Source organism: Chthoniobacterales bacterium, assembly GCA_018883245.1.
Lineage (GTDB): Bacteria > Verrucomicrobiota > Verrucomicrobiia > Chthoniobacterales > JACTMZ01 > JACTMZ01.
In genome coordinates this window covers 98,182-110,563 of the sequence record VEQL01000004.1, presented here as the reverse complement: position 1 = coordinate 110,563, position 12,382 = coordinate 98,182, and the positions used below count along the sequence as shown (strand labels likewise).

Genomic DNA, 12,382 nt, shown 5'->3' with positions numbered 1-12,382 from the left:
CGCCGGTTCAGATCAGTCCCGCGGCCAATCCGATGCCGACGAGCATCATTCCGGCGGCGACAATCAGCCGCACCGCACGGTAAGTGATTTTTTCAAGCACCCGTGCGCCGAAACAGGCGCCGGCGAACGCGGCCACGATCGCCACCGCCACCGGACCGGCCACGCCGGATGCGAGGAGATTGAAATGCGCCCAGAGCGAGCCCCCGCCGTAAACGGCCAAACGCACCACATCGACAATCACCGCGCAAACCACGCCGGTTGCCACGAAGGCCTCTTTGCCCAGGCCCGCCTTGATGAGGAATGCCGAGCGCAGCGCACCCTGGTTTCCCGAGAGCCCGCCGAAAAATCCCGAAAGAAGTCCGCCGACCGCGAGATAGCGCCGCGGCAAAGCCAATTTCGCGAAAGACGGGATCAGCTCCAGCACGGCGAAAAACAAAATGACCACGCCGATGACCAGCTTGACGGGCGTGACTTCGCGCGTCCGCCCGAGCAGCTCGTAGCCGGCGAGCGAGGGAAGGTCGGCGAAATACACCAAGGCGCCCGCGCCGGCCGCGGCCGCCAACGCCGACGGCAACCCGAAACGCAGCACCACGGGCCAATCGGCCCGTCGACCCAGCAGGACGATTTTGAAAAGATTGTTGGCCAGATGAACCACCGCCGTCGCGGCAATCGCCGCCGGCACCGGGAAAAACAACGCGAAGACCGGCATGAGGATGGTCCCCAAGCCGAAACCCGACAAAAGGGTCAGCATCGAAGCCCCCGCCGCCACGACGGAAACGAGGAGATAGTCCATGGATAACCGCGGAAGTCATAGACGCACACCGGCGGTGATGCAAACACGGGTGGCCGCGCCATTGTCGTGCATTCGCCCCTTCAACTGCTAAATTTTTCCCTGCATCCATGAAAAACAAACCGCGGCACACCAAAAAGGTTCGCTTGGCAATCGTCGGGACCGGCGGGATGGCTAACTTCCATGCTGGGGAATTCCTCAAGGACAAAGGCGTCGAACTCGTCGCGGTGTGCGACATCGACGCCGGGCGCGCGCGGGAATTCGCCGCCAAGCACTCGCCCTCGGCGGCGGTTTTCACCGATTTCGGGCGGTTGCTGCGCGAGGTGAAACCCGACGCCGTGTCCAACGTCACTCCCGACAGCCTCCACGCACCGCTCACGCTCCGGGCCATCGCAGCCGGGTGTCATGTCTTCTGCGAAAAGCCGCTGGCGACCGATTATCCCGCCGCGCGAAAAATGGCCCGGGCGGCCGTCAAAGCGGGCCTCGTGAACATGGTCAACTTCTCCTACCGCAACGCACCGGCCATCCAGATGGCGCGCGAATTGGTCCGTGAAGGCAAACTCGGCGACATCGTTCATGTCGAGGCAAGTTATCTGCAGAGCTGGCTCACCGCGAAGGCCTGGGGAGACTGGAAGACCAACCCCGCCTGGCTATGGCGGCTCTCCTCGAAACACGGAAGCAAAGGCGTGCTGGGTGATATCGGCGTGCACATCATTGACTTCGCGACCTTTCCCGTCGGACCGGTTCGGTCGGCCAATGCGCGGCTGAAAACGTTCACCTCGCTCAAAGGCAAAAAGCGCGGCGCTTACACGCTCGATGCCAACGATTCGGCACTCGTCACCGTCGAGTTTGCCAACGGCGCACTCGGCGCGATCCACGCCACACGCTGGGCAACCGGACAAGCCAACTCGCTTTTGCTCCGCCTGCACGGCACCAAGGGAGGCCTGCGCATCGATCTCGACAAATCGACCGACTCGCTCGAAGTCTGCCTCGGGCCGGACATCGACAAGTTCGCCTGGAAAACCGTCAAAGCACCTGCGGTTCCAACCACTTACCAGAGATTCATCTCCGCCGTGCGTTGCGGGAGAAACGGCCAGCCCGATTTCATACGCGGCGCCGAAATCCAGAAGATCCTCGATGCCTGCTTCGTGTCCGACGAGGCGGGGCGCACGGTCCGGCTCTGACAACGCGGCCCGCACGGGGGCGAGACCGTGCTCAGACCAGCACGCACGCCATCCCGGCGGCTTTGGCAGCTTGGGCGCCGGTCGCCGTGTCTTCGAACACAAGGCAATGCTCGGGCTCAACTCCCACGACCCGCGCGGCGACAAGGAACGGATCCGGATGCGGCTTGCCGCGGTTGTAATCCTCGGCCGCGATCACCGCGGAGAACAATTCGTCAATCCCGAGAGCACGCAAAGTGCGGTCCACCAGATCGCGATGACCGCCCGAGGCGACGGCCAGGGGGATCCGGCCGTGGTGTTCGCGCGCAATGGCCACGACATCCTGCCTTGCCTGAACGCCGGGGATCATCTCGCGGTAATAGTGCTCCTTGCGGTCAACGACCCGGTCCACATCGAGGGCAATGCCGAACTTCGCATTCAAGCGCCGCACAATCTCCGCCGTCGGAACACCGCCCCATTGGTAAAAAAGTTCCTCCGGATACGTGCCGCCGAAGTCGTTCATCGCGCGACTCCACGCCTGGAAGTGAAGATGCATGTTGTCGGCCAGCGTGCCGTCGCAGTCGAAAATGAACGCGCGGAAATCGCCCGCAGGCAGAGTGAACGCCCTGTTCACGACGACGCGGCCGGCTTGTAGTCGGGATAGCGTCGCTCGCGCTCCTCTTTGGCACGATCCGCATCGGGCTGGTTCGACGCCTTGCGGTAGGCCTGCTCCGCGAGGACGAGCGCTTGAGGCGTGATGTCCTTCTCGTCGTAGAGCAGGGCGACCGACATGAACGCGCGCGCGGCATCGTCGTAGCGGTCCTGCGCCAGCAGGGCCCGCCCGTTGGCGAGCCGCGCCTCCGCATTGACACGTCCTTCGGGCTGCAGGCGGAGCGCTTCCTCGGCATGTTCCTTGGCCTTGGCCCCGTCCTTCATCGCGATCAGTGCCTCGGCCGTCAGAAGGTGGACGCGGGCCTTGGCCTTGGGCTCGTGAACGCGGGGAAGCAGCTGCTCCAAGGTGCGACGCGCATCATCGGGTTTTCCGGCGCCGATCTGCGCCTGCGCCAGTGCCGTGCGCACCTCCTCGGGTGCATCGTCGGCCGCCGCCAGCGTGGCGAGAAACTCGATGGCTGTGTCATAGTCCTTGGCCTCGAGGGCGGAGGTCCCCAGCCACTGCCTTACCTCGGCGGGAGTCTTGGACGCGCCCAGCGCTTTGGCCTCGCGCGCCGCAGCCTCGCGATCTCCGAGCTGGTAATGGCACAGGAGAAGCCTCAGTCCGGCCCGCTCCCCGTATTTTTCCTTGTCCAATTCGCGCGCCTTCTCCAGCGGGCCCACAGCTTCGCGGTATTTTTTGGATTGTTCCGCATGGTAGCCGATCCAGAAGTTGGCCTGCGCGGCCGACCCGGTTTCGGGGTATTCGGCGAGCAGCCGCTCGAAGGCCGCGGACATCTCCGCCGGCCGCTGCATGCTGCCGAGCAAGAGGGCGCGCTGGATCATCGCTTCCTCGCGCTCCTTCGCGCCGCGCATGCTGTCGATGATCGCGCCGAAATCCGCCAACGCCGCCTCTTTTTGTCCGGTCTGCAACTGCGCCATCGCCCTCTGCGCGTAGGCGGATGCGGCAAGCGGATGCCGGGGGAATTGCTGGACGAACCGCGTGAGCACCATGACGGCATCGTCGTATTGCTTCTGCTGCATCCGGCACCAGGCGAGTTTGTAGAGGGCATCCGCCCGGTATTTGGACGTGCCGGGAGACGCGGCCGCCTTGGCGTAGAGATCGGCGGCTTCGGCGTAACGGTTCTGCCCGAAAAGCAGCTCCGCCTTGAGAAGGGAGGCTCTGGCCCGCTCATCCTCGTCGGAGGACGACATCAGAAACACCTCGATCTGGTTGAGCGCCCGCTCGTCCTTCTGGGCCACGAGGCTCACCAGCCGGTGGAATGCGGCGTCCTTGGCGGATTTCGAGTCGGGGAACTCCGACGTGAGTTTGTCATAGAGCGCCAGCGCCTCCGACTGCTGGCCGAGTTGGCGGCGGGCGTTGGCCGCGAGCAGCATCACCTCGGGTTTCGCCTCCGGCGGCAGCTGCGGCAGGATTTCCGCCGCCCTCTTGGCCGCGGACTCGTAGTTGTCCGACTCGTAATCGAGGCGCACGAGGCCGGCCTGCGCGGCGCCGCTCCACGCGGGCATCTCGGGAATTTTGGCCGCGGACTCGAGCAAAGGACGCGCCAAATCGAACTCGCGGTTGTCGATGGCGAGCAATCCCGCCTTCACCGCGGCGCTCGTGCGGACGGTGGGATTTTGCGCGGTCTCGGCGAGACCTTTGAATTGGCGGAATGCCCCGTCGGTGAGTCCGGCGCGCGCATCGGCGTCGGCAAGGTCGAAGATGGCTCGCTCGCGGTAGGGATTGTCCTCTTTCTGCGACGCCACTTCGCGGTAGGCGGAAAGCGCCTCGAACTTGCGCCCCGCGGCATCGAGCGCCCGCCCTTCGAAAAATTTGGCCGCGAGTCGAAGCTTGGGGTCGCGCACGTGGTGCGCGGCGATGCGGAACGACGCGGCCGCGCCGTCGAAGTCGCGCGCCGCATACTGCATCTCCCCGAGGCGATAGGCGCCCGGACCGAGAAAATCGCCCGAGTTGAAGTCCGTCGTGAGCTGACGGTAGGACGCGAGCGCCTCGGCCGGCCGTTGGAGCGCGCGAAGGGACTCGCCCAAACGAAAAAGCGCCGCCTGCCGATCCGGGCCGGGGCGTCCCGACTGGAGAAATTCCTGATATTTGGCCGCCGCGAGGTCATACATCTTGCGGGAGTAAAATCCGTTGGCTTGCGAAAGGATCTGCGACGTCGGATCGAGCAGCACGCTGGACGGTGCGGCGCGAACTTCCTCCAACCCTGTCGCCGCATCGACGGCGGAGGCCGGGGCCGCGGGAGCTGTCACCGGTTCGGCGCGGCGGACATCGGCAGGCAATGCGGGGGTCACCGGCTCGGCACGTCGCACCTCCGGTTCCTGCGCGGAGAGCACGGACGTGAAAGCCAAAAGAAAATACGACGACCGTTTCATGACTCGGGGCGCCCGGTGGCGAAGGCCACATTCCAGACGTTCGCCGCGCGGCAGATGTCGAGAACCGCAACGATATGGCGGTAATCCGCCGATTGGTCGCCGCGCAGCACGACCGCCTGATCGGGATACAACTCGGAGATTTTCTTCAAGGTGGATCCGAGTTCTTCCGCGGTGAGGGTCTTGCGGTTCATCACGATCGAGCCGTCGGACTTCACGTTGATGATCACCTCGCCGACCGAGCGTCGCGATTCCTTGCCCTCCTTGGCGGTGGGGACTTTGACGTCCAGCTCGGTCTCGTAGCGCGCGAAATTCCAGGTGACCAGGAAGAAGATGAGCAGCAGGAAAACGATGTCCACCATCGGCGCGATCTGGAATCCCACCGGCTCGGGAGTCGACTGCTTGCGGAAGTTCACAGTGCCGCAACCACCGCCCGCCCCATCTCGGCGGTGGTGACAAGCCTCGTGCCCTCGGTGTGGATATCCTTGGTCCGCAGTCCGTCGGCGATGACCTTCCGCACCGCGCACTCAATCGCGTCGGCGGCGTCCCCACGTCCGGCCGAGTAGCGCAGCATCATGGCCGTGGACAAAATTTGCGCGACGGGGTTGGCGATGCCCATGCCCGCGATGTCGGGCGCCGTGCCGCCGCTCGGCTCATACATGCCGAAGTAGCGGCCGTCGCCCCTCGACACACCGAGGCTCGCGCTCGGCAGCATGCCGAGGGAACCGGCGATCATGGCCAGCTCGTCGCTGAGAATGTCGCCGAACAAGTTTTCCGCCACCACCACGTCGAACCCTTTCGGATTGCGGATCAACTGCATGGCCGCATTGTCGACGTAAAGATGGCGCAGCGAGACATCCGGGTAGTCGGCAGCCACGCGCTCGATCGTCCGGCGCCAGAGGATGCCGTTCTGCAGGACGTTGGCTTTGTCGATCGATGTGAGGCTTTTGCTGCGACGCTGCGCGGCTTGGAACGCCACATGCGCGATGCGCTCGATCTCGCTCTCCCAGTAAATCATCGTGTCCACGGCAAACCACTCGCCGCTCTCGTGCTTCATGTATTTCGGTTCGCCGAAATAAAGCCCTCCGGTCAGTTCGCGCACGAACAGCACATCGAAACCTCCGGCCACGATGGATTCGCGCACAGGCGACGCGTGCGTCAACTCGGGAAGACAGACGGCCGGTCGCAAATTGGCGTAGAGAGCGAAAGTTTTGCGCAGCGGCAGCAACGCGGCTCTCTCGGGCTGTTGCTCGGGCGGCAGAGATTCCCATTTCGGCCCGCCCACCGAACCGAAAAGGATGGCGTCCGCGGACTTGCACGCCTGCAAAGTTTTTTCCGGCAGTGCCGTGCCGTCGGCATCGATCGCGCATCCCCCCACCCGCTCCTCGGTGAATTCGTAGGGGATGGAAAACTTGGCCGACGCCGCCGCGAGAACACCCAATGCCTCGGCCATTACTTCGGGGCCGATGCCGTCGCCGGCCAGAACCGCTATCTTGAATTTGTCCGCTCCGCTCATGAGCGGGACACCATATCCGAGGGGCGCGGGGCCGACAAGGGTGCGCGGCGCGGTCCGCGGACTCAGGGTTTGGCGAATACCGGAAGGTAACCGCCTCGAGGAATGCTGATTCGCAGCGGGTTGCGGTGCCCGGACTTCAGATAATAGGTCTCGAGGTCGCGACGGAGGCGTCCGGCTTCGATGCGGACGATCGGGTCCTGATTGGGATTGAAGCTGGCGGGCCGGCCGAGAACGCGCAGGCCGATCGTGCGGGCCGTGATGCCGTCGGCCCTGCCCGCAAGAGTTTCGCGGACGACAAAGTCCAGGAACTTCCGGTTGCGCGCGGTGGCGGGGAAATCGCTGCTCGACAAAACCCGCTGCAATTCCTCCATCGGGTCATCGGACAACGATGCAGTCGGTGGACAATCGGACGCGGCCGGCTCCGGCGTCGCGGGCAAAAAGCCCGCCCGGTATCCGCCCTTGGGCATTTCGATGCGCAGGCGGCCGCGAGATCCCGCCTTGAGATAAAAGGTCTCCAGATCGCGCCGCAACTTTCCCGCCTCGATCCGGACGATGGGATCCTTCACCGGGTTAAAAGTGTCGGGACGTCCGAAAACCTGCGTGGCCACGTCATAGGCCGAGATTCTTGAATCCGGTTGCGTCAGCGTCCGCAGAACAACAAATTCCAAAAAACGTCGGTTGCGCGGGCTTGCGCGAAAGTCCGGGCTGCCGACGATGCGATCGAGTTCGGCTTTCACTTCATTCGTGGTGAAGCCATGGCCGGCAATGGGCGCCGTATCCGCTGCACCTGCGTCCTCGTTGCCCGGGGGCACGCAAGTCGCAGAGACCGTTTCCTCGAAATGCATACGATTTCGCTCCGAATAAATCCGTCGTGGGCCGGGATCAGTAGCCCGAATTCATCGCCACGGCTTCGGCGGGATCGGCAGAATGGCTCCAGATGGAAGTGGCGATCGCGAGTCCGAAAGCCGTGAAACTGGCAAGCGCACAGAGCACAACAATCCGGCGCAGCAATACATCGCGGCGCGCTAAAAGAGCTTCGTCGGCAACGCAGGCGGGTTGATTTGCGCTCATAATGGAAGCGGTCTTTTACCAGTCTTCTCCTGGGTTGGGAATACCCTGTGCAGGGTATTCCTTCAGCCGGGTCCGTCGCTCACTCCTCCGGTGCAAACCACTTGCCGTCCAACTCGTCCATGACCCCTGCCGTCTTGATGTTGAGCAGGGCGGCATTGATCGGCTTCCGCACGGGACTGCCGAGCGGCATGGCGAACCCGTAGTCTTGCGGATCGAAAATAGCGCCCACCACGGCCAGCCCCTCGCCCGGATGCCGGGCCACGTAGTAGCGGAGCATGGGACTGTCATAAACCACGCCTTTGACCTGACCGCGCTTCAGCGCATCGACCGCCCCGGCAAGATCCGGGAAACCGGCAACATCGAACCCGGCACGGTTGAGCAAGGTCTCCGCCGCGGCGCCCGAAACGGTGGCCACGCGCGAACCGCGCAAATCACCCAAACCGGAAATTTCCGAGGTGAGCGTGTTGACGGTCATGGCCGATGCGAGCGTCGCCGTGATGTAGGACGTAAGGCCGATTCCGCCGAGCATCCATACGACGGCGACGAGGCGCCCGGCCACGCCGACCGGTGCTTTGTTTTCGCAGCCCCCGCTGATCAATGTCGCGATCGACCACCATGCCGACTCCCACACGCCGCGGATGTATCCCTCGGGAAAACTCTCGGCGTTGATCCGCCGCTCGACCATCCAGAGCAAATGGGAAACGACGAGCACGGCGAGGAGAAGGACGATCACCACTTGGGCGACGTTCTTGTTGAACAATGCGCGGAAAGCCGAAAATGCCCCTGCTTGCCCCTGCGCGCGCGCGAGGATCTGCAAGCCGGAGTTGAAAAACGGATGGCTGAAATCCATCAGCTTCTCGCGCTCGGGAGTGATGCTCAGCGCGCCGACACCGACATCCGCCTGCCCGCCTTTCACCGCATCGAGCAATTCCGGAACCGTCCGCACCACGGTTGTCTCGAACTGCAGACCCGCCTCCTCCGCCACCTTGTTCCAAACATCGATAGAATAGCCTTTGAGCACACCGTCCTGCTCGAACGCGAAGGGTTCCGCCGGTTTCACAAACACGCGCAGCTTTTGCTGCGGAGCTTGGGAAACACCCGCGGCCGTGCAGACCGCAAGGAGAGAAAGAGTGACGAGGATTTTTTTCATGGTGGTTAAGTCGGAGGGGGCGATGGGATTATTTCCTTCGTCTCGCCACCTGTGCGGCTTGGCGGCGCGATTCGATCGCGTCTCCGATTTCGGAGGCAAGCGAAGGTGAGCGGTTGAGTAAACCGCCGATTGCCTCGTTGTCGAACAGAATGATCTTCAGGTCCTCGGCGGCGGCCACGGCGATGTTGTCCGCCGATCCGCCCGCTGTCACCTGATCCCCGAATGCTTCCCCGGGGCCGACCGATCCGATCTCGACCTGCCTGCCCTCGGCATCGGTCGAAAGCAGCGATGCACGGCCCTTGATCACGAGGGCGAAACCCTCGAGCCGGCGTGCGGGGTCGTGGACCATTTCGCCCGCAGCGAACTCGAGCACCGCAGGCGCGCCGGCCGCACCCTGCAAGGCCGGCGCAAAGCGCGGATGCGCGCGCAGCAATTCGGCGGGTGTCGGAGCGGCCGGTCCGGGGTTTTCGCCGGGGCTGTATTCCATCTGGATCGGGAACGGAATGGTCAGACCGTCTCGCCGCGCCACATACCACAGCCGCGTCATGATATTGTCCCGCACCGCGGCCAGCTCGGCCTGCGACTCGACGGAAAAAATGAGCCGGTAGATGACCGAGAAATCCGCGTAGTTCACCGTGCGCACCAGCGGCGCCGGATCGGCAAGCACGCCCGGCGTCGATTCCAACAACTGCTGCATCACTTCCTTCACGCGGTTCGGCGGATCGTCATAGCTGAAACCGATCTCGATGATCTCCGTGCGGAGCGGCGTGGGACGTGAAAGGTTGGCGAAGGTTCCCTTGTAAAGGACGACATTGGGCACCACCTGCAGTTCGCGCGTCGGAGTTTCGATGTGCACCGAACGCCAGTTGATTTCGATCACTTTGCCGCGCACGCCATCCACGAGCACCCAATCGCCAACGGCGAGCGGCCGCTCGAACAGCAGCATGAGCCCCGACACGATGTTGCCCAGCGGTTCCTGCAGCGCGAGACCGATGACGATCGAACCGAGGCCGAGCGCTGTCAGTGCCGCGGAAATCTCGTGTCCCCAGACCTGCGAGTAGATGACCATCGCGCCGACGGCCACGAGAAGCGCGCGCACGAGGTCGCGAAACAACTTCGGGACGCGTTCGCTCCACGAGCCTTTGGTCGCGGCCCCGAAGACCACGTCATTGACCAGTCCGAGAACGGCATAGAGCAACGCGATCCAGAAAACCGATTCTATCACGCGCACCGCGGTGCCTTGCGCCGGCCACTGCGCCACATGGCGTGCGAAAACCAGCAGCGCCAGCGAGGGAACGACGAGATTCCTCAGCGTCGCAAAAGTGCGCGCGATGGGCAGGCCGGCGCGACGGCATCGCGCCGACGCCTCGTTGAGCACCAGCAGCGCCAGAGGAAAACCGACGGCCAGAAAAATCGCGGCGCGCAGATTGGCGATTCCGAGGGACGCGAAGTCGTTCATGGCGCGGAGGAACGCAGACTCAGCCGGTCACTTCCCAAAGCTCGATCGCCGCGCGACCCTCGCCCGCGAGCCGCACCGGGCCGCGGAACTGGAACTGCTCGGCCGTGCGTTCGCGCACTGCGGGTGTCACCCGCACCGCCGCGCCCTGTCCTGCAGCGAGCTTGCGCGCGATCGTCACCGTATCGCCCCACAAATCGTAGAGGAATTTGCGGCGACCCACGACGCCGCCCACCACGGGTCCGGAGTTGATACCGACGGCCAGGCCGAATTCCGCGTGATGGTCGCGGTTGAACATCCCGACGATCTTGGTCATTTCGCGCGCGAATTCCACCATGCGACGCGCGTGGTCCGGACGCGCCACCGATAGACCGCAGACCGCGAGGTAAGATCCGCCGATAGTCTTCACTTTTTCGATGCCGGATTTTTCCGCGGCTTCGTCGAAGGACTCGATCAAGTCGCCCAGCACGGAGAGCGCTTTGGTTTCCCCGACTTTGGCGCTGAAGTCTTCGAGCCCGAGAATTTCCGCGAACAGCACCGAAACATCGGCGAACTGGCGACTGGCTTTCTCGTCCCCTTCCTGGCGTTGCGCGACGGCCGAAGCCGGAAGGATGCTGTGCAAAAGATCCTGGTTCTCGCGCACCTGCGCCTCGAGTTGCTGCTTCTGCCGGTGGATGCTTCCGGCCATCTCGTTGAAAACACGTGCCAGTTCTCCGAACTCGTCGCTCGATTGCAGATCGACGCGCACTCCGGTTTCGCCCGCGCCAAGGCGACGCGCACCTTCGGCCAATTTGCGCAGCGGGCGCGTGAGCATGTGCGCGCATACCAAAGCGAGTAATGTCACGCACAGCGCAAGGCCGCTGCCTGCCACTACCACTTTGCGCGCGAACGCCCGCACCGGAGCCTGCGCTTCGGCCAGCGAAACATCGGCGATCACCGCCCAGCGCAACGAATCCAATTCGAGCGGACCGTAGGCGCTCAGCACCTTCTCGCCGCGATAGTCGGTTGTTTCCATGATGCCCGATTCACCCTTGAGCGCCGCTTCGACGGCCGGCGATTCCGCGGGCAGCACGCAAAGCACGTTGCCCTGGCGCTCGACCTGGTCCACCACGCTCGACGGCACACTGCTGCGCCGCAGTTCGCGGACAAATTTTTCCGGATCGGTATACATGAAGCGCGAGCGCGTGCGCATCGTGCCGTCCGGACCGACCAGATAAGTCTCCCCCGTTTCGCCCATGCCCTCGGCCTGCCAGTTGAAATTCCCGGTGAGCACCGCGTTGAAATTGTCTATCGGGAACTGCAGCACGAGCATTCCCGTCATCTTGGCTCCGTCGAAGATCGGGCTGATGGCGAAGCCCATCGGCCGGCCCAAGCTCGGGCGATACGCCTCGAAGTCCGCGATTTTGAAATCATCGCGATCCTGTTTCGTCCGCATTTCGCGCACCTTGGCGCCCAGGTGCGTGTTGGCGTAGGGGCCGTTCTCGAGATTCGTGCCGAGTTCCGCGGTTTTCTCGTAGCTGTAGATGACGTCGAGGGTGTCGGCGTCCACGAGCATCATGTCCTGGAAGCCGAAAATCTTCACCGCACGCGCAAAAAACCTGTGCAATTGCTCGTGCGTGCGCCCGTAGACCGTCGCATCGCCCGGCGCCACTTCGAGGTTCTGTTTGTCGCCGTAAGGATGCGGGTTCGCCACGGTGTAATGGTATTGCAGGTAGCGCTCGGACGGACGCACGGGCAGGTATTGCTCGAGCACGGGCGTGCCCTCGACATTCTTGTCCAATTCGGGAAGGAAATAGTCGCGGTAAAAAGCATCGAGCTTCCGGCTTTCCTCCGGCCCGAGCGTCGCGGCACCCAATTCGCGGTGCGCCTCGCGGAAAGCCCGCATGCCCTCGATCACCGCCTTGCTGTCCGAAATCGAAACCACTTGGTCGCGCAGCGACTCGAGCATCGCCTTGAGCGTGGTCGTCTTGGCCACGCGCACCCCCTGGAGTTGGTTGCGCGCGGATTGCATCAACGCCGTCCGAGCCGTGTCATAACCGATCCATGCCATCACGGCGATCGAGCCGAGACTCACCGCCAGCAGCAGGACGATCATCTTCGACTGGATGCTGAGGCGGTTGAAAAGAGACATGTCAGAATATTGGGCGGGGCTTGGCTGCGGCCAGGCACAGCCAAGCATTCAAACCGAGCCTAA

General features: G+C 63.6%; 11 protein-coding genes. 1 reads left to right on the top strand and 10 read right to left on the bottom strand.

Going from position 1 to position 12,382, the window contains the following annotated elements:
* Window positions 1-7 precede the first annotated feature (7 nt).
* Complete coding sequence (locus FGM15_02675; GenBank protein ID MBU3664773.1) at window positions 8-793, bottom strand: sulfite exporter TauE/SafE family protein; 786 nt, start codon at window positions 791-793, stop codon at window positions 8-10.
* 107 nt (window positions 794-900) lie between these two features.
* Between FGM15_02675 and FGM15_02670 the strand changes: the two genes are divergently transcribed.
* Window positions 901-1,974, top strand: a complete 1,074-nt coding sequence (locus FGM15_02670) for a Gfo/Idh/MocA family oxidoreductase (GenBank protein ID MBU3664772.1) — start codon at window positions 901-903, stop codon at window positions 1,972-1,974.
* Between the two features lie 31 nt (window positions 1,975-2,005).
* On the opposite strand, the gene FGM15_02665 is transcribed toward FGM15_02670, so the two are convergent.
* The 9 genes from FGM15_02665 to FGM15_02625 form a co-directional block, all read right to left on the bottom strand.
* Window positions 2,006-2,506, bottom strand: a complete 501-nt coding sequence (locus FGM15_02665; protein ID MBU3664771.1) for an HAD-IA family hydrolase — start codon at window positions 2,504-2,506, stop codon at window positions 2,006-2,008.
* A 74-nt stretch (window positions 2,507-2,580) separates the two neighbouring features.
* A complete protein-coding gene (locus tag FGM15_02660) occupies window positions 2,581-4,998 on the bottom strand; it encodes a tetratricopeptide repeat protein (GenBank protein ID MBU3664770.1) in 2,418 nt (805 codons plus the stop codon).
* Entirely contained in the window at window positions 4,995-5,411 is a 417-nt protein-coding gene (locus tag FGM15_02655; GenBank protein MBU3664769.1) for a biopolymer transporter ExbD, read from the bottom strand. Before FGM15_02655 ends, FGM15_02660 begins: the two co-directional genes overlap by 4 nt.
* Window positions 5,408-6,511, bottom strand: coding sequence for a 3-isopropylmalate dehydrogenase (leuB, locus tag FGM15_02650; protein MBU3664768.1), 1,104 nt, complete (start codon window positions 6,509-6,511; stop codon window positions 5,408-5,410). The genes FGM15_02655 and leuB overlap by 4 nt, the downstream gene beginning before the upstream one ends.
* A gap of 62 nt (window positions 6,512-6,573) precedes the next feature.
* Entirely contained in the window at window positions 6,574-7,356 is a 783-nt protein-coding gene (locus FGM15_02645) for a hypothetical protein (protein MBU3664767.1), read from the bottom strand.
* Window positions 7,357-7,393: 37 nt separating this feature from the next.
* Window positions 7,394-7,582, bottom strand: a complete 189-nt coding sequence (locus FGM15_02640; GenBank protein MBU3664766.1) for a hypothetical protein — start codon at window positions 7,580-7,582, stop codon at window positions 7,394-7,396.
* Window positions 7,583-7,661: 79 nt separating this feature from the next.
* Complete coding sequence (locus FGM15_02635) at window positions 7,662-8,732, bottom strand: transporter substrate-binding domain-containing protein (GenBank protein MBU3664765.1); 1,071 nt, start codon at window positions 8,730-8,732, stop codon at window positions 7,662-7,664.
* A 28-nt stretch (window positions 8,733-8,760) separates the two neighbouring features.
* Entirely contained in the window at window positions 8,761-10,191 is a 1,431-nt protein-coding gene (locus FGM15_02630; protein MBU3664764.1) for a mechanosensitive ion channel, read from the bottom strand.
* 19 nt (window positions 10,192-10,210) lie between these two features.
* Entirely contained in the window at window positions 10,211-12,367 is a 2,157-nt protein-coding gene (locus tag FGM15_02625) for a HAMP domain-containing protein (GenBank protein MBU3664763.1), read from the bottom strand.
* Window positions 12,368-12,382: the final 15 nt, after the last annotated feature.